This is a genomic window from Pseudoalteromonas sp. 5Ae-yellow (genome assembly GCF_014077565.1).
Taxonomy (GTDB): Bacteria; Pseudomonadota; Gammaproteobacteria; order Enterobacterales; family Alteromonadaceae; genus Pseudoalteromonas.
Genome location: NZ_JACGWD010000046.1, coordinates 1 through 24,562, shown reverse-complemented (window position 1 = coordinate 24,562; position 24,562 = coordinate 1). Strand labels below are relative to the sequence as shown.

The following is a 24,562-nucleotide window of genomic DNA, read 5'->3' as shown; positions in this document are numbered from 1 at the left end:
CTTTAAATGGTGATGTACCAATCTAATGTACTTACTTATTAAACAAATAAAAAGCCCGACTAAAGTCGGGCTTTTGGTGCTTTATAATTTTAAACTTGGCCTATAAATTATTGCCTAGTGATCGTGCGCTGCTGCAGATCCTTTAGGGTTACGAATACCTTCTACCATTTGTTGAATTTCTGGTGGTGTCGCTTGGGTAAACTTAAGAACAATTGCAGCAACTGCAAAGTTAATAACCATACCCACTAAGCCAATACCTTCAGGCGAAATACCTAAAAACCAGTTTTCAGGATTGTTAAGCTCAGGGCTTACAAACTTGAAGAAGATGATATACGCAGCGGTAAAGCCAATACCCGTTACCATGCCTGCAATTGCGCCCTCTCGGTTCATTGTTTTAGAGAATATACCCATAATAATTGCTGGGAAGAAACTCGCTGCCGCCAAGCCGAATGCAAATGCCACTACCGATGCCACAAATCCAGGCGGGTTAATACCAAAGTACGCGGAGATAACAATAGCGACCATGGCTGCCAACCTCGCTGCAAGTAACTCTTGCTTGTCGGTAATATCGGGCTTGAGGGTTCGCTTGAGTAAATCGTGCGAAACGGAGGTCGAAATAACCAGTAGTAAACCTGCTGTTGTAGACAATGCAGCGGCAATACCACCAGCAGCTACTAGTGCAATTACCCATGCTGGTAAATTAGCAATTTCTGGATTTGCTAATACCATAATGTCGCGGTCTACATTTACTTCGTTAGCACTGTTCGGATCGGTGATTTTACCCGCCGTGTAGAACATTTTGCCATCGCCGTTTTTATCATCAAATATAATTAAACCTGTGCGTTCCCAGTTTTTAATCCATCCTGGTGCTTCTGCGTAAGCTGTACCGCTACCGTCTTTACCATTAATAGTATCAACCATGTTTACGCGAGCAAAGGCTGCAACCGCAGGTGCTGTAGTATAAACAATCGCGATGAACACAAGAGTCCATGCAGCAGAAATACGTGTGTCTTTTACGCGAGGTACAGTGAAAAAGCGTACAATTACATGTGGTAAACCAGCAGTACCTACCATTAACGCACCAGTAATAGCAAATACGTCAATCATGCTCTTAGAGCCTTCGGTATATTGCGCAAAACCAAGTTCAGCGCTTAAGCCATCTAGTTTATCAAGTACGTATACGCCGTCGCTGCCAATTAATGTGGCACCAAAACCGGTTTGCGGGAAGAAATGACCCGTCATCATCATCGAGATAAAAATGGCTGGTACAAGGTAGGCAAATACAAGTACACAATACTGCGCTACTTGTGTGTAGGTAATGCCTTTCATGCCGCCAAGTACCGCATAAAAGAATACAATCACCATACCAATGTAAACACCGGTTTCAATTTCTACTTCTAAAAAGCGAGAAAAAACCACGCCTACGCCACGCATTTGCCCTGCAATGTAGGTAAAACAAATGAATATGGCACAAAAAATAGCAACTAAACGCGCTGTACGTGAGTAGTAACGGTCGCCAATAAAGTCTGGCACAGTAAACTTGCCGAATTTACGTAAGTAAGGCGCTAAACACATGGCAAGTAATACATAACCACCTGTCCACCCCATTAAGTAAACGCCGCCGTCGTAACCCGCAAACGAAATAATACCCGCCATTGAAATAAACGACGCCGCGCTCATCCAATCGGCAGCGGTTGCCATACCATTAGCTAAGGGAGGTACGCCGCCACCCGCTACATAAAACTCTTTAGTTGAACCCGCTCGGGCCCAAATTGCAATGCCGATATAAAGCGCGAAGCTTAAACCAACAATTAAAAACGTGAGTGTTTGAACATCCATTGCTTAGCTCCTATTCGTCTACGCCATATTTTTTATCTAACGTATTCATTTTGACTACGTACACAAAAATCAAAGCCACAAAGGTATAAATTGAACCTTGCTGGGAGAACCAGAAGCCAAGTTTAAACCCAAAAAAACGTACTTCATTAAGTACATCAACCAGTAATATGCCAAAACCAAAAGACACGACAAACCACACTGCTAACAGTTTAAATAACAGCGAAATGTTTTCTGCCCAATAAGCTTTTGCTTGTTCTTCATCTTTAAAAGCCATTTTTGTTTTCCCCTTTAAGCACCGCAATATCGCGATGAGTGGTTTTTTATCTTCGCTTACCAATTTAGCAACGCTGGTTACATATTGAATTGAGACCATAGTCGTAACAGCTTGTTAACGTTTACATAAACTGCATTTATCATTCAAGCGTGTTTTATATATTTTTATATTATTTCAATTGCTTAGGCTGTTTTTGTAAGCTGGCTTTATGATTAAATTGATAAGTTGGTCATTAATGCGACATTAGTCTAATGCTCAAGGGTGTTTTATTTTTACTGTTAATATTCAATAAGATATAAATAAAATAAAAGTTTTATTTTAAATTCAACCCTCACACTTAACCTCAGTTCTGGTATTGTGTTAATCCCTCATAGGGATGAGGGACTATTTAAAATAATAAGGTTTAATAACAACATGACTGCCGTACTCATTATTGTTGCTTTAAGTTATATAGGTGTGCTGTTTTGGCTTGCCAATTGGGGCGATAAAACAACCCCTTTAGCAAAGCGTATTAGCCATCACCCATTTGTGTATTCACTCTCACTCGGGATTTACTGTACCTCTTGGACTTATTACGGTTCGGTTGGAACAGCCGCCACCAGCAGTTGGAGTTACTTGCCAATATTATTAGGCCCTGCGTTGCTGTTTTTATTCGGCCAAGGATTTTTACGTAAGCTGGTACTGGTAAGTAAAAAACAAAATATAACGACTATTGCTGACTTTATTTCAGCTCGTTACGGCAAACGTCAAACTACAGCAATAATGGTTACTGTAATCGCATTACTGGCAACCATTCCCTACATTGCACTGCAATTAAAAGCGCTTAGTACAAGCTTTTTACTTTTGCAAAACAGTAATAAAATATCCGGCGATATGCTCGCGCTTTCTGCCACACTAATTATGGCTTTATTTGCTATATTTTTTGGTACTCGCAAAGTTGATGTAACTGAATATCGCTCTGGCTTAATGCTCGCTGTTGCATTTGAATCTATGATTAAACTTATTGCTCTTATTGCCGTTGCGGGGCTTGCAGTATTTACACTTTTTAATTTACCCGAAGCCACCACGAACAAAGTAACTGAGTCTATTTGGGGTCACTGGAGCGATTTTAACTTTTTTAGCTTTAACTTTATTGGCCAGTCTTTAATGGCTGCAGCGGCTATTATATGTTTGCCTCGCCAGTTTCATGTAACCGTGGTCGACAACCAAAACAAACGCCACTTACTTACCGCTCGCTGGGCTTTTCCGCTGTATTTACTACTAACAGCCGCAATGATTTTACCTATTGCGACTGCGGCCATTCATCCTGAAATTGGCAGCGGCTATTCACCCGACAGCTTTGTACTTGCCCTACCGCTAATTAACGATAACGCCTTTTTAATCACCTTTGTATTTATAGGTGGACTATCGGCCGCCACCGCAATGATAGTGGTAGCAACGCTTACATTAAGCACGATGATCTCAAACGATGTGGTACTGCCGTTAATGCTGCGTAGAAAGTTTAAACGTAACTTAATTACCAGCAGTTATAAGTCTCGCATATTACTTGTAAGGCGCTTTGCTATTGCAGGCATATTAATTTTGGCCTATTTCTATCAGCAATGGTTTGGCCATAGTAGCGCACTGGCCAGTATGGGCTTGGTGGCGTTTTCACTTGTTACCCAATTGCTGCCCTCTATTGTGGGTGGTTTATATTGGCGAAAAGGTCATGCTTATGGGGTGTATGCAGGTTTAGTAGCAGGCTTTATTTGCTGGATACTATTTTTAATGCTGCCAATACTCGATGCCGGCACAACCCTTGATAGCGAGCTGCAACAAACGCTTATAACGCGTGGAACCTTGATAGCTTTGTTTGCCAATATTGGTTGTTATATTAGTTTTTCACTTGGGGCTGAGGAGCGCTTAATTGATAAAATTCAGGCCGCTGCTTTTGTTAACCCTAAAGATCAGGCTATTTTATCCAGGCGCTTAAATAAAGACGTAAAAGCCACCGTTTACGACTTTAAAATACTACTGCAAACATTTCTAGGTATTCAGCGCAGCCAACAAGTATTGGCCCATTACGCACTCGCCCATCATTTAAGCGATAACAACGCACACCCAGAGCCTGAATTTATAGCCTACTGCGAACGCGCGTTAACAGGCGTGCTTGGTGCATCGTCGGCACAAGCGTTAATACATACGGTATCGTCAGGTAAACGTATGGCGTTTGAGGAAGTAGTAAACTTTTTTGACGAAACCACACAAGCGTTGCAATTTAATCAAAATCTGTTATTTACCTCACTCGAAAATTTAAGCCACGGTATTTCAGTTGTTGATAAAGATTTAAAACTCGTTGCATGGAACAAACGCTACAATGAAATGTTTGGCTACCCTGAAGGCTTTTTAGAAGTAGGCCAACCCATAGAAGACATTATTAGATACAACGCTAACCGTGGTGAATGTGGCCCCGGTGAAATAGAACGCCAAGTAGAAAAACGTGTACAGCATTTAAAATATGGCAGCTCGCATCATTTTATTCGCCACCGTCGTAATGGCCAAGTATACGAAATGATTGGTAATCCGCTGCCCGATGGCGGATTTGTTACCAGCTTTTCAGATATTACAAACCACATAAGTACGCAAAATGCGCTTGAAGAAGTAAACATGGATCTTGAAAACCGCATAGAAGCACGTACTCAAGAAGTGCAAACTATCAATAAAGACTTACAAGCTCAAATAGATAGCCGTGTACAAACTGAGCAAGCACTTACTTTAGCTAAACGAGAAGCAGAGCAAGCCAACGACAGTAAAACGCGCTTTTTAGCACTGGCGAGCCACGACATTTTACAGCCGTTAAATGCAGCACGTTTATACCTTGCCGCTATTGACGAAAAACAGCTCGACAGCACTAACCAAAACAGCTTTGAAAAACTAGGCGACAGTCTCGATTCAACCGTGCATTTAATGTCGGCATTGCTTGAAATAGCTAAGCTTGAGCAAGGCGCTATGACCCCTACCCCTCGCCACTTTTATATTGAAGATATTTTAGCGCCATTGCAAAGTGAATACGCTATTTTATCAAGTGATAAAGGCCTTAAACTTAGTGTGCGTTCAAACCAACAAATTGTGCACAGCGATATAACCTATTTGCGCCGAATTATTCAAAACTTGGTCTCTAATGCAGTTAAATACACCGATAATGGCCGTGTATTAATAGCCTGTAGGAACCGGAAGCACAATTTACGAATAGAAGTATGGGATACAGGCCCAGGTATTAGCGAAGTAGAGCAAGCTAAAATATTTAACGACTTTTACCGTGTTGAGTCGGGCGATAACAAAGGCGTAGGCTTAGGCTTAGGTGTTGTAAAACGTATGGCTGACTTATTAAGTTTGCCGCTTGATGTGCATTCTGAGCCAAATAAAGGTAGCCGTTTTAGCATTGAGGTACCTTATGGTGACGAGCAGTTTGTACAACAAAAAAGTACGACAAACAGCCTAATAGAAAACCGTGCAGCAATTAATATTGTTGCCGTAGACGACGACCCTGAAAACCTAGCTGCAATGGCAAGCTTACTTAAAAAGTGGCAAGCTAATTACACGCTATTTGATAATGTAAATAATGTACTGGCGCACGCTAAAGAAAACGGTGCACCCGATGTTATTTTAATGGACTACCAATTAGGCAATGACTGCGATGGCATAACGCTAATTAAAACCCTGCGCGAAATTTGGCAAAGCCAAGTGCCCGCTATTTTAATTACCGCAGTGCGCGACACCGAGCTTAAACAAGAAACCAAAGCCGCTAATATTCATTATTTAAGTAAACCAATTAAACCGGGCAAACTAAAGGCACTGCTTAATCACAGTACATAATAAGCGAGTAAAAAGTGATCTAGTTAAAAGTATTCTAGTTAAAAGCTATCAAGTAATAGCGTAAAACAAAAAGCCCAGTATCTTCACTGGGCTTTGCTTTATAAAGTGTTCAAAAGTTAAACTGGATTTACTCGGCTTCTAAGCTTTTGGAATAACCAACTTAACCCCACCAACGAAAGTCCTAATCCAATAAACGAAAGCGCTTTAAGTAAGCCCTCCAAGTTAGCCATATCAATTAAAAACACTTTAACAATAACTGCAGCTAGTAAGCCTAAGCCTATTTTTTGTATTAATAACTGGTTTTTAAGGTGACCAAAAATAACAGTACCTGCCCCTAGTATTAACCAAATAACAGAGTAGCTATAAAGCTCTGCATTACTTGCGCCTTTTGATAAGTAAATATAAGGCCCTTGCCAGTATTGGCGAATAAAGCTGTTTATTGCCAATAATATAAACCCACCCGCAACGGCCAATATAAATGGCGTAGCTTTAGCGTTTATTGGTTTTACAAGCTTGGCCAGCCAAAGCGTTAATCCTGCAGGTACTAACCACAATAGTAATAACCAGTTAAATATTGGCAGCTCACCTATGTAAAGTGATTCAAATAATGGGTTGTCGTCAAGCAGTGTTTTAATAGCAAAAAGCTCTGCTAACCCTACAAGTGCAAAGCCCGCCACTTGGTATAACTTAGCTAAAGTACCGGCAAGTTTTGCTCTGTGTAAATACACACACCCTAATGCCAGCCAGTTACAGGTAAGGAGTATTTGTTCGTAAAAGTTAAGTGAATCAAATTGCGGATAATGCCCTACTAACTGATAACTTGTTTCGGTGGTAATAAAAAGTGCTAAACAATGAAGCGCTGCACCTTCGAGCCATATTTTCAGTTTTGATGAGTCAAAGCACTTAGCTGCGGCAAAAAATAACGCAATACATAACGGGTAAACCACTATGCTCCAATGCAAACCAAATACCGTGAGTGCATCGTAACTTGGCGTCCAAGGTGAAAGCGTAAGGCGCAGTAATAACGCAGCAACCAAGGCTTTTATAGGCCAATGTGGCATAGGCACGCTATAGCGTTTAATAAGTACGCTTATAAGTAATACTTGTACAGCAAGTGCAATAGTTAAACCGCTGTCACTTAGTAGCATGGTAATTGCTAACGTAATATTGGCATTAGCGCCTACCCAATAAGTAAAACGCTGAAATAGCGTTGTATTATGCTGCGCGAGCTTTATTAAAATAGCCGCCACTACAAACAATACAACGGCCCAAAGTGGATATGCAGTACTTAACGCAAAATTAGGAATAAGCGTATATAAAGTAGCTATCATTACAAATGCACTAAATGCCCCCGTAATATGAAAGGCTAAACGCTTAATCTGTTTTTTGCCGTAATAGAGCCCAAAAGCGGTAAGTAACAATCCGAGTAATAACCCCAAACCATACTCATTTTTGAATATAAAGAGTGCGTCATCAAATAGGTTTGGCGAAAGATGCGTGCGTTCAGCGCCTATCACGAATAGCGTTGAAATAACTAACGCTACGCCCTGCCAAATATCCCAGCGGCTATTTTTAAGTACTAAAAACAACACCAATACAATACTTAACACGCCAATTGTTTGCCACTGCATATTGAAGTGACTTATTAACATGGTAAATATTAAGGGCGCCATAAAGGCGAGTAATAATGCATGATCTGGAAGCACTTTAATTAAGCGTTTTAAACTGTGCGGGCGATGTTCAATAACATTCAGTTTTAGACCTAAGCGCGGTATAGCAATTAACCCTACAATACTAAGTAAAGCAAATGCCCCCATTAACCAAACGGTATTAGCTTTAAGTAGCGTAAAACCAACTAAATACCAGCCAATGTGCCCAACCCATAGTAAATACCATAGCCAAATACGTTGTACTTTATGTGCAACTAACGCAGCCGACAAACTTACAAAGCCAATATACATTAACAGCGCAAATAAGTTACCACTGCCAGTGCTAACCCATATTGGTACGCTGTAAGCGCCAATAATACCAAGCACGGCCAATAGCGGGCCTAACCTAAGCGCCATCGCGCTTGCACTAATTGCTATAATAGCTAACGCAAAAAATGCCACGGTAGGGCTCAGCATGTCGTAACTGCTGTAAGCTAAAAGCGTTAAAGCAAAACAGGTAATAAACCCGCCGCTTGCAAGCGCTGCGGGTATGTAATTATTAAAGCCTTCAAATACAATGCGTTTATGGTGTAAATAAGCTGCGGCTGCAATTAGGCCAAGCCCAAATAAGCCGCCTAAACTCAACCTCATTACAGGCGATAATAATCCCGCTTCTAGGCTGTATTTAGCTAAAAATATGCCACCAAACGCAAGCGCTATTGCGCCTATCCAGGTCATCCAGTTTTGCTCAAACCCTGCGCGTAATTTATTAAATAGTAATTCTATGGCTGATGCTTCAGCTGGTTTGGCTTTTTTAGGAGGCGCTGATGGCTGATTTATTACAGGTGGCGACACGCTTTGGGACGTTAAGTTTGGCTGTGTTTTATGAGCAATTGGCTCAGACCTTGAAAGCGCTGCCTGAGCAGTAGATGCTTCGCTTTGAGGTTCACTTTGCGATATCGGTTTATGTGTTTGTAAGTGTGTTACTTTGGCCCTTAAAACAGCCACTTCTTGTTTTAATCCATTTAACTGCACTAGCGCTATTAAACCGCAGATAGCACCGGCAACTACAACCAGTATTACTATGACGGCTAACCCAACTAAATCATCCATGGCACACTCTTATTAATTATTATGCCCTGAGTGTACCTAATTATTAATGAGTAGGTACATTTTGTTCAATAAAAAAGCCTAAGTACTTAAAGTGCTTAGGCTTTATGCTACTTAATATGTTTAGATTTATTCAACACTATCGGTAATAGTGCGCTCTAGGGTCATTTTATAACCTGAGCTTGTTGTTTCATCATGCTCTAAAATCAATATGTAGTTACCCTCTTGTGTAAAGTCCATATCGCTTTGTTGAATAAGCACAATTTGCTGACCATTATCTTCATATACAACATAAACAGTGTAAATTTCGTTATCTACAACCTGCTCTTCTTGGTCATACTTATCTAGGCCATCGACTACGTTACTGGTGTCGTCTACTGTTTCGCCGTTAAGTGTAAAGTACACATCAACATCTGAAACCGATTGCCCTGCGTAGCTTTCAATTAGGTTTACAACCGATACCGTATGGCTGTAACTACTTGGTGTTAGGTTTTCTTCAACGCTCATCATACGTAAACCGTTATCTGCGTCGTTATAAAAAATACCCACCGCACTTTGCTCACGCTCTAGCGTCATTAAAAAGTTATCAGCTAGTTTTGTACCTTCTTCGTCGTACATCGCTACGCTGTAACTATTAGGCGAAAGCTCAACGTAATCAGTATACGTATCGCTTGCCACGGTATTTGTATTGTTAACAGTTGTACCGCGTGTAGTACTAAAGCTTACTGGCGAGTAGTCATCAACGGTATTTATAAAGCGTAATTGCCCCAAGGCAGATTGGTGTTTAAGCTCAGTAACGTAGTTATTATCGGTTACTACATCAAGCGTAATACCGCCTTCTTCTGTAGCGTAACTTGGGCGGATCATTGCTACATAACTTGCTTCATCGTATAAATAAACAGATGACGACTCGTACACAACATCACTGCTGCCCGCTTCGGTTATGTAAATAGTGTAATAACCTTCATCAACGCTTTGCAGATCTAACTCACTTAAATATTGAGCCGATGAAAAAAGTGTCGCGCTTTCAAATACGCCATCATCAGTTGCTAAGTAAATATCGTAGTTAGTATCCTCCCCTGCAATATTATAAAACCCTAAGTTAAACTCACCCGTATCGCTTGTGATAGGTACGCTAAGCTCTGTAAATGTAGGCTCATCAAAGTTGCCGCTCATTACTACTAACTGTGTTTTGTCACCTTTAATAGAAATTTCTTGGTCGCTAATTGTTATATAGCTGTCGTTAGCATCTAGGTATTCAAAACTTACATCATAAGTGCCTGTACTGTAGTTATGGCGAGTAGTTACATCGGCAAAATCAGCGCCTGAACGTTCTGTTTCTTCAACAAACAAACGTGTGTATGGGCTATTGTAAGAGCCGTTATACAATTGGATGTAACCTGTAGAGCTTGAGCTATCATCAGAGCCGCAGCCCGACAAAATAGTAATTAGACTTAAGGGTAATGCAGCTTTTAAAAGGGAGTTGGTCATTAAGGTTATTCCTTATTATTAATATCCCCATTATGACCCAAACATTCTATTTTAATTTCATGATTTACAAAGCATTACCCTCACTGACATTTCCTTACGAAAACGTTAAAAAGTGTAGTAAATGTGCAAACAATAAGGACGTGTTTTTATATAATTAAAAACGCTTACGGGGCAATTTCAAAACGATCTCGGCCACTCTTCTTAGCTAAATATAAAGCTTGATCAGCGCGCTTCATTACTTTATCTAAAGGCTCATTAGGCGTTTGCATTGCAACACCTATACTTACTGTTAAGTGGCGAGAATTTTGAACATTTATGGTGTGCGCAAGGTCAATTAATTGCTGCGAAAAATCACATGCTTGCGTCATATTATTTGTAGGCAAGTAGCCACCAAATTCTTCACCACCGAGGCGAGCAAATTTGTTTTGGTGCGTAAAAGCATTGTCGTATTTAGTTGCTAGTTCTTTAAGCACTACATCACCAACATCATGACCAAATTCATCATTAATTGCTTTAAAGTGGTCTATATCGATAATTAAAATAACGTAAGGTGAGTGCTGAGCATCTTTAGCGTGCTGATAAAAATAACGTCTGTTATGTACCTTGGTTAAATCGTCAATAATTAGCTCACGCGCTGATCGATTATTAATACTTTGTACAAAGCACATCGTTTTAAATAAACCATAGGAAGTTAAAAGCATACCGCTGGTTCTGCATAAATCTTCAAAATAAATACTTACCCAGTAAGGCTGTATCACTATCTCATCGATTAAATCAGCTGTATTACCCATGGACCAAAGCATTAATCCGAGAGTCGAAAATGTATATGCAAGCTTTGAAAGTTTGGAGCACTGAACCATCCAAAATAAAAAAATAAGAACAATTAAATTAATAAAATCAGTTGTAAAACCGTAAACATTATTTTGAACTTGTAAGGGAGGAAAGTTAGTTAGGGAGTAGGCTGAAAAAATAACAATATAAGCTAATAAAAATAGGCTTACAGTTTTATTTTTCCAGCTCATTTTAAAAAAATTAGAAAGCCTGATAGTGAGTTTTACAGTTTCAATCATATTAACCCTAAGCTTTTCGATACTATAATTAAAAAACTATAGCACATTACCAAAAAGGCTTATTAGAATAAGCTGGTTAATAACCTTTAATAATGAGCTTAAATCACCAAACTTAATCCCCAAACTCCTAACACAAGTAACGTTATTAAAACCATTGCCTTAGTTTTATGTTTACTAATGATTCGCTCAGCTTCATTACCTGCATAATAAACAATAATAGCCAGACCAAAGTAACGAATAGAACGCGCAATACCCGAGGCCAACAAAAACAGCCAAATAGAGTACTTAGTCGCGCCAGCTGCAAGCATCGCTATTTGAAACGGAATAGGCACTATGCCTAGTGTTATTACAAACCAAAAACCTTGATCTTGCATTTGCTGTTTAACGTTTTCAAATTGCTCAGGGCTCGAAAACGTATTAATAATCCAATCGCCAACCGCATCAAATAAATAATAACCCAACGCATAACCAAACAATGCGCCCACTATGCAGCCTAAAGTAGCCATTAGCGCAATAAGCCATAGCTTTTCACGACGAGCTTGCATTAGCGGTACTAATACAGCTTCGAGTGGAATAGGAACTATGGTTGACTCTAAAAATGACGCCACTGTAATACCGCTAAGCATATGCTTAGAGTCAATAAAATTACGCGTTTTTTCTTTTAGCTTTTTTTGAATGGCCATAGTAAATCCTTTTCACTTATCAGTAAGAACAAGAGTATTCAATAAGCCAATAATTACACATTTAGGTTAATACACGCTGAAAACAGTGTACTAAATTTATCAGGTCCTAGGGCGTTAACAAATTAGTAATATCCATAATAATATTTTATTATGTGCCCATGCAGTTAGATTCCCTATCACAGTAGTTATTAATTTATGCAAAGTGCGCGTTTTATTCCCTTTAGAAAGCAAGATATTGTTGATATGTGTAGCGAAGAGCTTAAAAGCAGTACACAAAAAACATCGTTTAAACAATTTTGCGATTTACTAGCAAGCCTTATTCATTACGATTACCACTCAACACTTGAGTCACTTAAAAACAACTACGCCCCTTTTGATCCCAACAGTGACACGCGATCGTTAGCGCCAGTATCTGCGGATCAAAAAGCGCAGTGCCAACATGAGTTTGCTAAAGATTTTGCTAAGGTGCTTAATGCAGCTAATTTTGAAGTGATAACCAATGAAGACTTACAAGATGCATTAAATGAAGAGTCATTATTTAAGGTGCGCCTTGAAGTTGAATTTGACGACTTTGAAGAAGTGGTATTTTATCGCCGTGGCGAGTCGCAACTCACTGAAACTATGACCAGCTTTTGGGGCTTGCGTAAAAAACCGCTGCACTTTACTAATTACGACCGTGTTGCCGTGTTTATTCGCTTTAAAGACAGCGCTTATTTTGAAGCTAAAAATAAAACGCCACTGGGATTTGAGCCAAGCTCAACCATAGTAAAGCTGTTTCAAAATGTGCCAAAGGCCGATCTCGAAATGCTATTTCCTAATAGCGAAGTACGCATGCGCCCTATTGATAAAGCAATTATTGGCTCATCGGCTTTAGTTGGCGGTGCAGTGGTACTTATAACTAAACTTGGCGCATCAATCGTATTATTGCTTGCTCTGTTTGCTTTTTGGGGTGGTTTTAGAAGTGAAGCTGTAGAAATGACCCAACAACACTTTATTACCTTTGCTATTGGCATGGGAGTATTTGGCAGCTTTATTTTTAAAGAATGGAGTAAGTTTAAAAACCGTAAAATTAAATTTATGAAAGCGCTTAGCGATAATCTCTACTTTAAAAACCTTGATAACAACGCGGGTGTTTTTCACACGCTTATTGACGCCGCCGAAGAAGAAGACATAAAAGAAGCGCTGCTTGCGTATACCTTTTTACTAAAATCAGAAAGCGGCTTAACCGCACAAACGCTTGATGAACAAATAGAGCATTGGTTTAAAAGTAAATACCAGTGCGATCTTGATTTTGAAATTAGCGACGCACTTGAAAAGCTGGTGCGTATGCGTTTGGTAACGTGCACTAGTGATGTGTATAGCGCAATAAATTTAGATCACGCAAAAACGATACTGGATGAGCGCTGGGATAATCTTTTTCAATATAATTAATGTAGTATTTTTGCTAAATAATACCCAAATAAAAAAGCAGCTGATAAGTACAGCTGCTTTTTTATTATATTATCAATAGCTAGTATTTAAGCTAATTCAGCTTCTGCTTTTTTAGTAAATTTAGAATGCACTAACTTATAAAGCGCAGGCAATATTAACAGTGTTAGTAATGTTGATGAAATAATCCCGCCAACCACTACTGTGGCGAGAGGTTTTTGCATTTCAGAACCCGTTCCCGAATTAAGCGCCATAGGTATAAAGCCTAAACTTGCCACCAGCGCCGTCATCAGTACTGGGCGCAAGCGCTGAAGTGCACCGCTGTGAATTGCATCAAACAAACTTAAACCATCGCTTCGTAATTGCTTTATAAACGACAGCATAACCACGCCGTTTAATACCGCTACACCACTTAGGGCAATAAAGCCGACACCCGCTGAGATTGAAAGCGGCATATCGCGCAGCAATAACGCAAGCACACCTCCTGTTAATGCCAGTGGCACACCACTAAATATAATCAATGAATCACGAAGCGATCCAAAGGCGCTATACAGTAAGCCAAATATAAGCAGTAAAGTGACCGGCACAACTAATGATAATCGCTTACTTGCCGATTGTAGCTGCTCAAACGTGCCGCCGTATTCAAGCCAATAGCCACTTGGTAAATTAAGTGATTCATTCATGCTTGCTTGCGCATCACTTACAAAGCTTGCTAAATCGCGCCCCTCTACATTGGCAGTTACTACTACATTGCGCTTACCACTTTCGCGGTTTATTTGATTAGGCCCTTTTTCAATGCTAATTGTTGCCACTTCGCCAAGCGGTACAAACTCAAGTTCTGGGTTACTATCTTTAGGTAAAGCAACTGGCAAACGAGCAAGTGCTGATACATCGCTAGACCAACGTTTATCAAGGCGTACTAATAACGAAAAACGTTTATCGCCTTCGTAAATTAGTCCGGTTTGCACACCACCAACAGCGGCGGCAAGTGTTTGTTGAATATCGTTTACGCTTAAACCCAATAACGCCATATGGTCGCGCATTGGTGTTACCGAAAGTGTTGGCAATCCTTCCATTTGCTCCAAACGTACATCGGTAGCACCTGCAATATTACGCATTAGCCCTGTGGCTTTTTCGCCAAACTCTTTAAGTACGCTTAAGTCGTCACCATAAATACGCAGTGCCACATCGGCGCGCACGCCAGCAATTAACTCGTTAAAGCGCATTTCTATTGGTTGTGTAAATTCGTAATTATTACCAGGTACATCGTTAACACGGGTACGAATTTGCTGAACCAATTCTGCTTTAGTGAGTGCTGGATTAGGCCACTCTTCTTGCAGTTTAAGTATTAAAAAAGTATCGGCAACATTGGGCGGCATAGGATCGCTTGCTACATCAGCAGTACCAATTTTTGAAAATACGTTAGCAACCTCAGGCTGATCTAATATGGCTTGCTCAAGCTCTTTTTGCATTTGCACAGATTGCTCAATACCGGTGCCAGTAATGCGCAGCGCATGCATAGCAATATCACCCTCATCAAGTTTCGGTAAAAATTCTGCGCCCATGTTTTTAACTTTAAAACCAAGCACTAATACTAATGCCGTGGCAATACCCACCATCAGCCAAGGTAATTTAAGCGATATACCAAGTAATGGCTTATACACTTTTTTAACGCCGCGCATGACTGCGTTTTCGGTTTCATCAACCTTACCGCGAACAAACACTGCAATAGCAGCCGGTACAAATGTAACGCCAAATATAAGCGCGCCAATTAACGCCGCAACTACAGTAAATGCCATTGGCTGAAACATTTTGCCTTCAACGCCGCTTAGTGCAAATAAAGGTAAGTAAACCAGCATAATAATAACAATGCCAAATACAGCCGGTGTAAATACTTCTTTGGTGGCTGCGGTCACTACATTTAAACGCTCGTTTAAGGTAAGTAGCCTGCCATGTTTATGCTGAGCCATACCTAATTGGCGCAGGCAGTTTTCAACTACAATTACAGCGCCATCAACAATTAAACCAAAGTCGATTGCACCTAGGCTCATTAGGTTACCCGATACGCGATTACCCACCATACCTGTAACGGCAAACAACATACTAAACGGAATAACCATTGCCGTAATAAGCGCGCCCGTTACATTACCCAGCAGTAATAGCAAAATTACTATCACTAAAATGGCACCTTCAAATAAGTTGGTTTGCACGGTTGCTATGGTTTTATCAACAAGGGTTGTGCGGTCATAAACTGCTTCTGCCACAACACCTTCAGGCAAGCTTAGCTGTACGTCTTTGAGTTTATCAGCCATGGCTTTTGCCACTACGCGACTGTTTTCACCAATTAGCATCATGGCGGTGCCGAGCACGGTTTCTTTACCGTTATAAGTGGCCGCGCCGGTTCTAAGCTCTTTGCCTAAAAACACGTTAGCCACATCTTTAATGCGTACAGGTGCATCGTCGCGCTTAGCTATAACGGTATTGGCTATGTCATCAATGGTTTTTAACTGCCCTGGTGAGCGTACTAAATATTGCCCGTCAAAGCGCTCTATATAGCCTGCGCCTCGGTTACTGTTATTAACCTCAAGTGCACTAATTACATCGCTAATAGTAAGCTTATAGGCAATGAGTTTTTCGGGCACTGGCGCTACTTGGTATTGGCGCTCAAAACCACCTTGGCTGTTTATTTCGGTAACGCCTTTTACTTTTAAAAGCTGCGGACGAATAACCCAATCTTGCAAAGTACGTAAGTCTTCGGCGTTGTAGGCGGTGCCATCTTCTTTTAACGCATTAGGCGCGGCGTGCACACTGTAAGTAAATATTTCGCCTAAACCACTGGCAATAGGACCCAAGTTTGGCTCTACGTTATTAGGTAAGTCGGAGCGAATACTTTGAATACGCTCACCAATTTGCTGACGCGCCCAATAAATATCGGTGCCTTCATTAAAAATAACCGTTACTTGCGAAAGCCCATAACGCGAAAGCGAACGGGTGTAGTCAAGCTTAGGTATGCCCGCCATGGCGGTTTCTACCAAATAGGTAATGCGTTGCTCTACCTCTAATGGCGTAAAGCCCTGCGCTTTGGTATTAATTTGCACTTGTACGTTAGTTATATCGGGTACTGCGTCTACCGCTAAATTTTGAATGTTGTATACACCAAATCCAGCAAATAAAAATGTAAGCGCAAGCACCAGCATGCGGCGTTTAACCGCAAAAGAAACTATCCAATTAATCATGGTGCCTCCTAGTGAGCGTGGCTTGCGCCGCTTTTTAAAATATCGGCTTTAATGACATAACTATTGTCTGTTACGTATTCGCTACCTGCGTTTAAGCCTGTAAGTACTTCTACCCACTCGCTATTTTTTGCACCTAAGGTAACGGGGCGCACTTCAAATACATTATTTTTACGAACAAACACACTGGGTTGACCGTTAAATTCTTGAATTGCTTGTGGCTTTACACGCACGCTGGCATTTATTTTAGCCACACTTACATCGCTATTTATATGCATGCCTGGGCGCCAATGCCCGTCTGGGTTATTAAGCTCTATACGGGCACGCGCTATGTGCCCGCCAGTCATCATTGGGGCTATAAAAAACACTTTGCCTTGCGTATTTAAATGATGATGTAGGTCGTACACTTTAGCGCTTTGACCAATGGCTAGTTTTTCAATGTTTTCAGGAAAAGCCGATAACTCAACCCATACTTTATCAAGGTTAACTACCTGCATCAGTGCGCTGGTGCTTGCAAACTCGCCACGCTTTAAGTATTGCTCGGTTACAACGCCGCTAATTGGGCTTTTAATAGGGTAGTTTTGCAGTGTTTCACGGTTGGTTACATTGGCAAGTACTTCGCCTTTTTTAACGTTTTGACCAATGCTTACAAAAATATCACTGATCAATCCGGCATACGGCGCCATTACTTCTACCGTGCCATGTTGTGTTGGTGCAATAACGCCAAAAAGCGTATCGGTAATATCCACTTCACCACTTTGCGCTATCTCGGTTTTAACGCCTGCGCGCTCAATAGCTCGCTCTGTTAACGTAGTTTGCCCTTCGTGTTTGTCGTATTCATAGCTAATGCTCTCACCGTTATAATTAGCAGTAACGGTAAGTGCAAACGAATGTGGTTCGTTAATTGATTGCGTGCTCACAAGATAGTCGCCCTCAGTTGTAAACTGTATATTTTGCGGCGCTTCAACTAAGCGCTTTAAACTCATTGTTATGTTTAAGTCGTTTATATTAATTGGCTTATTTTGTTTATAGCCGTATACACGTAGCTCAACATTACCTGCAAATTCTTGCAATTTAAGCTCAAGTGTTAATTTAGGGTCAGTTAATAAAAAACCCCCGTGTGGACCTTGCTTTTGCTCATGTTGCTCTGTTTCTTTATGACCTGACTCGCCATGTTCAGCAGAGGCAAATACATGTGTGCTTACAAAGCTGCAGGCAAACGAAAGTGATACTAGTAATACGATTATATTTTTATTCATGATTGATGAGTCTCAATTAAAGATTGGCCTGTTAAACGCTCAAGAGTAAGCAGCACTTGGTACAGCTCTGCGTGAGTTGTAATAAGTGTGCGTTTAGAATCAAAAAGTGCTTGTTGAGCATCAAGTAATTGCAACACCGAAATCTGTCCGCGTTGATAACTTTTTAAGCTTTGTTCGATCAATGTTTGTGCCTGAGGAATAATTTGATTAGATAACAGCTTTGCCTGATTAGCTCGGCCTTGATAATAAGCGTACAAAGTACGTACTTGCTGGCGTAGCTGGATGCGTAATTGCCCTTGCTGCTCATTTAAAAGTATGAGCTGACTATTTGCAGCTGCAATATTTCCGCTATTTGAATTACTTAATTGCAGTGGCATAGAAAACGAAAACACTAATGAGCTGGAGTCGCTTTGTTGGTTATAGCGCACGCCTCCCCCTATATTAATATCGGTTTGTCCGTTTGCTTTTTGCAGTGTTAAGTTAGCTGTTTGCTGTAAATATTGCTGCTGTAATAATGCAAATTCAGGGGCTTGGTTAACCGCATCTAAAAGTGCTTGCGCTGATTTAAGCGCAGTAATTGCATTAATATTGCCAGCAAAAGTGTTGTAGGGTTGCTCCTCACTCCACAGCTCGTTAAGCGATAAACTTGCTCGCTCAAATTCACTATTAAGCATGGCTTTATCAAGCTCTACTTGGCTAAGTGCATAACGCATGCGCGTTACATCAGCTTGCGACGCAGCACCCGCATTGGCTCTTTGTTCAATCGCTTTAAGTGCTTGGGTAACTACCTGTTTACGCTCGTTGTTCAAACTTAATAATGTTTGAAATTTAAGCCCTTGATAGTATCGCTCAGCAGTGGTTGCCAATAACGCTAAACGGGTATTTTCATACTGTATTGCTTGGGCTTTAATATTGGCGGTTGCGTAATTAATACGGCTTTGGCGCTTATCGCCCAGCTCTATTAGTTGGCTAAGCCCGAGTGTTATTTCAGCGCCTTGAATGCCACGCGCCTTGTTAGTGCCAAGTAAGTTTTCGGCTTCAACATTCAATACAGGATTAGGCGAAAGTGCAGCTTGAGATTTAAGCGCACTCAATATTTTTTGATGATACGGGTAGCGTTTTAATACCGGATTTTGTTGTTCGGTATTACTCAGCGCTTGTTTAAGGGTTAATGTTTTAACATTCGCCAAAGTACTATAAGCAGGTAACGCGCACATTAGCGCCACCAGCATAATTGGTTTTTTATTCATATAGCGTGTCCGTTTTTTAACAAACAGAGTTAACTTGAGCACGGTATTGGCATTAAAAAATCAAACCGAACGTGCATCAAGTAACCTAAATATGCATATAACAGAGCCGAAACAGCGCATAAGCGCAGGCTGTTATATACAAAGTATTTAAAATTAAAAACTAACTAAGTGAACTGGGTGGCGGTACATCTGGCGGGTAATTTAACCCGTTATAGCACGCAGGCGAAGTTGCTTTACTTTGCTCTGGGCTTATTGAATGGCTAGAGGTGCTGTTGTAGCCACAATGGCAATGTTGGTGGGCATGAATCTCGGTAGTTGATGTTTTATCGCTTTGGTTATCATCGGCTATGGAGTCGCCTTGCGATAACGAACTGGTTACGTGATCAACGTCTTCTTGCAAATGATACGCAGCGCCATCACAGCTAATAAAGCTGTGTACAAGCACTAATAATATCACTATTAAAAAACGGTTTGAGCGCATTACCTACCTAAAACTCTAAAATGCAATTTAAGAAATCGCACAATACCTTAAATTTATTCAAATGTAGAGAGCCGCTAACGTTATTTTCTAAATTCGCTTGGCGACACACCTACCGACTTCTTAAAACGTTTGGAAAAATTAAAAATATTAGAATACCCCACATAACTTGCCACATGCGAAATTGGCCAAGCCGTGTTTAACAATAAGTTTTTAGCCCGTTCAATGCGTAAATAAATAAGTTGTTGTATTGGGCTTTTACCAAATTGCGCTTGGCATAAACGATGCAAATGCGGCGATGAGTAATGCACATATTCGCACATTGCCTCTATTGTCCAATCAAACTGCAAGCGCTTGTCTACCTCTTCAAACAAACTAATTAAACGGTTATGCGCCGCACCCTGAGAGTTATTTTGCAGCGTAGCATTTAAGTAATGACTTAAAATAGGCGTTACGCTTTCGCGTAAATTAACATTGGGCTCGCTGTATAAAAGCTCCATAGCAAGGTGTAACGGTTCAAGTTTTTGCTCGGTTAATACCAATGCTTGCGCTAAGTTTAAATGCTGCCAACGTTTAGTATTTGCAAGGTTTAACCAAATAACATCCCAATGTTCAGCATCAATTTTCACTTCAAAGCTTTGCTTTGCTGGTAGCACAATAAGTGTATTGGCATTAAGTGTGTACTGCTCATTGTGTGTTGTTAATTTACCCTGCCCTGCAAGCGTATAAAAAAGTGTATGTTCTAGCGGTGCTGAGCGTGCTACGCAATAACGACCCGATAGGTTTGAGCAACCCGCAAGTGCTATTTCAAGGTTTGGCATTTGCGCGAGCGTTTGTGAATCAATAAAGCGTTCTATACAGCGCGGACCAATATCGAGTATGTCTTTAATGTTATAGCGCATAATTACAATGATAGTTTTGGATAAATAAAGGAGAGCTTTAAGCATAACCCCTGCGATTATTTTTAGCTATATTTAGCGCATTATAATTGCCCGCTTATGCAATAGGATAAACATGACCTCTTTACAGCACATAATTAATCGCCGAGATTGGGAAAACCCAATTTCAGTACAAGCTAATCAAGTAAAAGCGCACAGCCCACTCAATGGATTTAAAAGCGTTGACCATGCCCGTACTAACACGCAATCGCAAAAACAAAGTTTAAACGGTCAGTGGGACTTTAAATTATTTGATAAACCCGAAGCAGTTGATGAATCGTTGCTAAGTAAAACACTAAATAGCAACTGGCAAAGTATTACAGTGCCTTCTAACTGGCAATTACACGGCTTTGATAAACCTATTTACTGTAATGTTAAGTACCCATTTGCAGTTAACCCGCCTTTTGTACCAAGCGACAACCCTACAGGCTGTTACCGCACTGAATTTAATATAAGCGAAAGTAAGCTAACTCAGCGTAATCATATTATTTTTGAAGGCGTTAACTCGGCGTTTCACCTGTGGTGTAACGGACAATGGGTGGGTTATTCACAAGATAGCCGTTTACCAAGCGAGTTTGATTTAAGCGAACTATTAGTTGCAGGCACTAACCGTATTGCCGTTATGGTTATTCGTTGGAGCGATGGCAGTTATTTAGAAGATCAGGACATGTGGTGGCTAAGCGGTATATTCCGCGATGTTAACTTACTTACCAAACCGCAAAGCCAAATTCGCGATGTATTTATTACTCCTGATTTAGACGCCTGCTACCGCGATGCAACGCTACATATAAAAACGGCGATTAATGCGCCAAATAACTATCAAATAGCAGTGCAAGTTTTTGATGGCGAACAGGCGCTATGTGAGCCGCAAATACAAAGCACTAATAATAAACGTGTTGACGAAAAAGGCGGCTGGAGCGATGTTGTATTTCAAACAATTGATATACAAAACCCTAAAAAATGGACCGCCGAGACCCCATACTTATACCGCTGCGTTGTGAGTCTGCTTGATGATCAAGGCAATACCGTCGACATTGAAGCCTATAACATTGGCTTTAGAAAAGTAGAAATGCTCAACGGGCAGCTTTGCCTAAACGGCAAGCCGCTACTTATACGCGGCGTTAACCGCCACGAACACCATCCTGAAAACGGCCATACAGTTACTACCGCCGATATGATTGAAGATATTAAGCTGATGAAGCAAAATAACTTTAATGCCGTGCGTACTGCTCACTACCCTAACCACCCTCGTTTTTACGAACTATGTGACGAGCTAGGTTTATACGTAGTTGATGAAGCAAATATAGAAACCCATGGCATGTTTCCTATGGGGCGTTTAGCTAGCGATCCGCAGTGGGCTGGTGCATTTATGTCGCGTTATACGCAAATGGTTGAGCGCGATAAAAACCACACCTCAATTATTATTTGGTCACTAGGAAACGAATGCGGACACGGCGCAAATCATGATGCTATGTACGGCTGGTCAAAAAGCTTTGACCCCTCTCGCCCAGTGCAATACGAAGGCGGCGGCGCAAATACAACGGCTACCGACATTATTTGTCCAATGTACGCCCGTGTAGATACCGATATTAAAGACGATGCGGTACCTAAATACTCTATTAAAAAATGGTTGAGCCTACCGGGTGAAACTCGCCCACTTATTTTATGTGAATACGCCCATGCAATGGGTAACAGCCTAGGTAGCTTTGACGATTACTGGCAAGCATTTAGAGAATACCCACGCCTGCAAGGCGGCTTTATTTGGGATTGGGTAGACCAAGGTTTATCTAAAACAGACGAAAACGGCAAGCATTATTGGGCTTACGGTGGCGATTTTGGTGATGAACTAAATGACCGTCAATTTTGTATAAATGGGTTATTGTTCCCAGACCGCACGCCGCACCCTAGCCTGTTTGAAGCAAAATACAGCCAGCAGCATTTACAATTTACGCTGCGCGAGCAAACTAAAAATCAATACACCATTGATGTATTTAGCGATTACGTATTTAGACACACAGATAACGAAAAGCTCGTTTGGCAGTTAATGCAAAATGGCATCTGTGTTGAACAAAGCGAGCATATACTTAATATTGCTCCGCAAAGTACACACACGTTAACAATTAAAACTAAAACAACGTTTGAGCAAGGTGCGCAATACCACCTTAATTTAGATGTAGCACTAATTAACGATTGTAGCTTTGCAAGTGCCGAGCATGTATTAAACACCGAGCAGTTTAAGCTTATAAATAGTAATAATTTAAACAGTGAATCATTTACATCAACTACAGAGCAAAGCGCTATAAGTGTTAGTGAAACCGACTCTCAACTAAGTATTGAAAACGATAAGTTTAAACTTGTTTTTAGCAAGCAATCAGGGCTTATAGAGCAGTGGTTACAAAACGATACTCAGGTTATTAGTAGCCCACTGGTTGATAACTTTTATCGGGCCCCGCTTGATAACGACATAGGCGTAAGCGAAGTAGATAACCTAGACCCTAATGCATGGGAGGCTCGTTGGTTACGTGCAGGTATAGGGCAATGGCAGCGCACATGCAGCTCAATTCACGCAGTGCAATCAAGTGTTGATGTACGTATTACTTGTGTATTTAATTACGAGTTTAATGGCGTGCTACAGGCTCAAACACAGTGGCTATATACACTAAATGATACCGGCAATATTAGCTTAAATGTTGATGTGCAACTAAACGATACTCTGCCGCCAATGCCGCGTATAGGGCTAAGTACAACACTTAACAAGCAAAGCGATACAAAAGTAAACTGGCGTGGTTTAGGGCCTTTTGAAAACTACCCAGATCGCAAAGCCGCAGCACGTTTAGGTTATTACAGCTTGAGCTTAAATGAGCTACATACCCCGTATATATTCCCAACCGATAACGGCCTGCGTAGCGATTGCCAATTACTGCGTATTAATAATTTAACCGTAACCGGTGCGTTTTTATTTGCAGCCAGTGAGTATTCGCAAAGTATGTTAACGCAAGCTAAGCACACTAACGAACTCATTGCTGATGATTGCGTACATCTACACATTGATCATCAACATATAGGGGTTGGTGGCGATGATTCATGGAGCCCAAGTACCCATAAAGAATATTTACTTGAGCAAAAGCAGTACAGTTATTCTTTAACATTATCTGCTGAATAATTTAAACAAAAATAGCGGCCAAATTGGCCGCTATTTTTTTAATTAACACACTCTATTTATTAGCGAGCTTTTTAGCTAATACGTTATCAAGAGAAAAGCTTCCCGCTCCTTGAATTGCTAAAACTACAGTTACTACTAGTAAAGTTAATGCGTATTCATAGCCATTGTTTGCCATAAATAAGCCATTACTAATATGTACGCTAAAAATAGCAATCAGCATAGTAAAGCCGGCAACTACAGCAGCTGGGCGAGTTAACAAACCAATTGCTAATGCAATGCCACCAAAAAACTCAGCGCTACCTGCCATCATTGCTAACCAATAGCCAGGCTCTAAACCAATACTCGCCATCCATTGGCCTGTACCTTCAAGCCCGTAACCGCCAAACCAAGCAAATAGCTTTTGTGCACCATGCGCCGCTAAAGTAAGGCCAACTGGTACTCGTAAAATTAATGCTGCTACGCCTGCTTTTGAGCTAAGTAATGTGTTTAGTAATTTCATGAGTTTTAGTCCTGTTTAAATTTATTTAATCGTTAGGTTTTTCCTAACCGTTGAGCACAGTTTACTATCATCATTAAAAACATTAATACGAAATTTATTGGTTAATTAGCAACGCAGTATTTATAATAATCCATAAAAAAACCGCCAACCCAAAGGTTGACGGTTTTTTATTAACGTATTACTTAGGGCGTGTTGATCTTTGTGGATTGAAATTTGTTCAATCTAGGGGCGATTAAATCGCGGCGCGAGGTTTGTAACCTAGTGGGCTAAGTAAAAACCGAGCAACAAAGAGTTAATCGTCCCTAGAAAGAACCCAAAGGGCAGCGCATGTTTGGTATTTATG

15 protein-coding genes are annotated in these 24,562 nt (G+C 40.7%); 3 read left to right on the top strand and 12 right to left on the bottom strand.

Annotation, left to right across the window (positions count from 1 at the left end):
- Positions 1-114: 114 nt before the first annotated feature.
- Together H4J63_RS13070 and H4J63_RS13065 are read right to left on the bottom strand one after the other, a co-directional pair.
- Positions 115-1,839: a sodium:solute symporter family protein gene (locus H4J63_RS13070; protein WP_182196976.1), complete on the bottom strand. Its 1,725-nt coding sequence runs from the start codon at positions 1,837-1,839 to the stop codon at positions 115-117.
- Between the two features lie 10 nt (positions 1,840-1,849).
- Complete coding sequence (locus H4J63_RS13065; protein WP_011327286.1) at positions 1,850-2,113, bottom strand: DUF4212 domain-containing protein; 264 nt, start codon at positions 2,111-2,113, stop codon at positions 1,850-1,852.
- Between the two features lie 414 nt (positions 2,114-2,527).
- Between H4J63_RS13065 and H4J63_RS13060 the strand changes: the two genes are divergently transcribed.
- On the top strand, positions 2,528-5,968 hold the full coding sequence (locus tag H4J63_RS13060) for a PAS-domain containing protein (RefSeq protein WP_182196974.1): 3,441 nt from the start codon (positions 2,528-2,530) through the stop codon (positions 5,966-5,968).
- A gap of 116 nt (positions 5,969-6,084) precedes the next feature.
- Here H4J63_RS13060 and H4J63_RS13055 read toward each other — a convergent pair whose 3' ends face one another.
- From H4J63_RS13055 to H4J63_RS13040, 4 genes are all read right to left on the bottom strand, one after another.
- The gene (locus H4J63_RS13055) at positions 6,085-8,730 is read right to left on the bottom strand and encodes a DUF2339 domain-containing protein (protein ID WP_182196972.1); all 2,646 of its coding nucleotides are present in this window, start codon (positions 8,728-8,730) and stop codon (positions 6,085-6,087) included.
- Between the two features lie 126 nt (positions 8,731-8,856).
- Entirely contained in the window at positions 8,857-10,218 is a 1,362-nt protein-coding gene (locus tag H4J63_RS13050; RefSeq protein ID WP_182196970.1) for a DUF4397 domain-containing protein, read from the bottom strand.
- A 164-nt stretch (positions 10,219-10,382) separates the two neighbouring features.
- Positions 10,383-11,288 (bottom strand): GGDEF domain-containing protein, encoded by a 906-nt coding sequence (locus H4J63_RS13045; protein ID WP_182196968.1) that lies wholly within the window; start codon positions 11,286-11,288, stop codon positions 10,383-10,385.
- Positions 11,289-11,386: 98 nt separating this feature from the next.
- Positions 11,387-11,971, bottom strand: coding sequence for a YqaA family protein (locus tag H4J63_RS13040; protein ID WP_010554604.1), 585 nt, complete (start codon positions 11,969-11,971; stop codon positions 11,387-11,389).
- Between the two features lie 195 nt (positions 11,972-12,166).
- Between H4J63_RS13040 and H4J63_RS13035 the strand changes: the two genes are divergently transcribed.
- A complete protein-coding gene (locus H4J63_RS13035) occupies positions 12,167-13,402 on the top strand; it encodes a TMEM143 family protein (RefSeq protein WP_182196966.1) in 1,236 nt (411 codons plus the stop codon).
- 86 nt (positions 13,403-13,488) lie between these two features.
- Here the strand turns inward: H4J63_RS13035 and H4J63_RS13030 are convergent, their stop codons facing one another.
- The 5 genes from H4J63_RS13030 to H4J63_RS13010 form a co-directional block, all read right to left on the bottom strand.
- Positions 13,489-16,635 carry an efflux RND transporter permease subunit gene (locus H4J63_RS13030; RefSeq protein WP_182196964.1) on the bottom strand — a complete coding sequence of 1,049 codons (3,147 nt, stop codon included), beginning with the start codon at positions 16,633-16,635 and terminating at the stop codon, positions 13,489-13,491.
- A gap of 8 nt (positions 16,636-16,643) precedes the next feature.
- Entirely contained in the window at positions 16,644-17,891 is a 1,248-nt protein-coding gene (locus H4J63_RS13025) for an efflux RND transporter periplasmic adaptor subunit (protein ID WP_182196963.1), read from the bottom strand.
- Positions 17,888-19,141 carry a TolC family protein gene (locus H4J63_RS13020; protein WP_182196961.1) on the bottom strand — a complete coding sequence of 418 codons (1,254 nt, stop codon included), beginning with the start codon at positions 19,139-19,141 and terminating at the stop codon, positions 17,888-17,890. Before H4J63_RS13020 ends, H4J63_RS13025 begins: the two co-directional genes overlap by 4 nt.
- Before the next feature lie 160 nt (positions 19,142-19,301).
- Entirely contained in the window at positions 19,302-19,622 is a 321-nt protein-coding gene (locus H4J63_RS13015; RefSeq protein ID WP_182196959.1) for a hypothetical protein, read from the bottom strand.
- An 80-nt stretch (positions 19,623-19,702) separates the two neighbouring features.
- Complete coding sequence (locus H4J63_RS13010; RefSeq protein WP_182196988.1) at positions 19,703-20,521, bottom strand: AraC family transcriptional regulator; 819 nt, start codon at positions 20,519-20,521, stop codon at positions 19,703-19,705.
- Between the two features lie 112 nt (positions 20,522-20,633).
- On the opposite strand from H4J63_RS13010, the gene H4J63_RS13005 reads away from it, so the two are divergent.
- The gene (locus tag H4J63_RS13005) at positions 20,634-23,720 is read left to right on the top strand and encodes a beta-galactosidase (protein ID WP_182196957.1); all 3,087 of its coding nucleotides are present in this window, start codon (positions 20,634-20,636) and stop codon (positions 23,718-23,720) included.
- Between the two features lie 52 nt (positions 23,721-23,772).
- Here the strand turns inward: H4J63_RS13005 and H4J63_RS13000 are convergent, their stop codons facing one another.
- Complete coding sequence (locus tag H4J63_RS13000) at positions 23,773-24,219, bottom strand: DoxX family protein (protein WP_182196955.1); 447 nt, start codon at positions 24,217-24,219, stop codon at positions 23,773-23,775.
- Between the last annotated feature and the right edge of the window lie 343 nt (positions 24,220-24,562).

Bases quoted from the DNA above. Each gene is read 5' to 3' on its own strand.
- H4J63_RS13070 (WP_182196976.1), bottom strand. From the start codon at position 1,839: ATGGATGTTCAAACACTCACGTTTTTAATTGTTGGTTTAAGCTTCGCG.
- H4J63_RS13065 (WP_011327286.1), bottom strand. From the start codon at position 2,113: ATGGCTTTTAAAGATGAAGAACAAGCAAAAGCTTATTGGGCAGAAAAC.
- H4J63_RS13060 (WP_182196974.1), top strand. From the start codon at position 2,528: ATGACTGCCGTACTCATTATTGTTGCTTTAAGTTATATAGGTGTGCTG.
- H4J63_RS13055 (WP_182196972.1), bottom strand. From the start codon at position 8,730: ATGGATGATTTAGTTGGGTTAGCCGTCATAGTAATACTGGTTGTAGTT.
- H4J63_RS13050 (WP_182196970.1), bottom strand. From the start codon at position 10,218: ATGACCAACTCCCTTTTAAAAGCTGCATTACCCTTAAGTCTAATTACT.
- H4J63_RS13045 (WP_182196968.1), bottom strand. From the start codon at position 11,288: ATGATTGAAACTGTAAAACTCACTATCAGGCTTTCTAATTTTTTTAAA.
- H4J63_RS13040 (WP_010554604.1), bottom strand. From the start codon at position 11,971: ATGGCCATTCAAAAAAAGCTAAAAGAAAAAACGCGTAATTTTATTGAC.
- H4J63_RS13035 (WP_182196966.1), top strand. From the start codon at position 12,167: ATGCAAAGTGCGCGTTTTATTCCCTTTAGAAAGCAAGATATTGTTGAT.
- H4J63_RS13030 (WP_182196964.1), bottom strand. From the start codon at position 16,635: ATGATTAATTGGATAGTTTCTTTTGCGGTTAAACGCCGCATGCTGGTG.
- H4J63_RS13025 (WP_182196963.1), bottom strand. From the start codon at position 17,891: ATGAATAAAAATATAATCGTATTACTAGTATCACTTTCGTTTGCCTGC.
- H4J63_RS13020 (WP_182196961.1), bottom strand. From the start codon at position 19,141: ATGAATAAAAAACCAATTATGCTGGTGGCGCTAATGTGCGCGTTACCT.
- H4J63_RS13015 (WP_182196959.1), bottom strand. From the start codon at position 19,622: ATGCGCTCAAACCGTTTTTTAATAGTGATATTATTAGTGCTTGTACAC.
- H4J63_RS13010 (WP_182196988.1), bottom strand. From the start codon at position 20,521: ATGCGCTATAACATTAAAGACATACTCGATATTGGTCCGCGCTGTATA.
- H4J63_RS13005 (WP_182196957.1), top strand. From the start codon at position 20,634: ATGACCTCTTTACAGCACATAATTAATCGCCGAGATTGGGAAAACCCA.
- H4J63_RS13000 (WP_182196955.1), bottom strand. From the start codon at position 24,219: ATGAAATTACTAAACACATTACTTAGCTCAAAAGCAGGCGTAGCAGCA.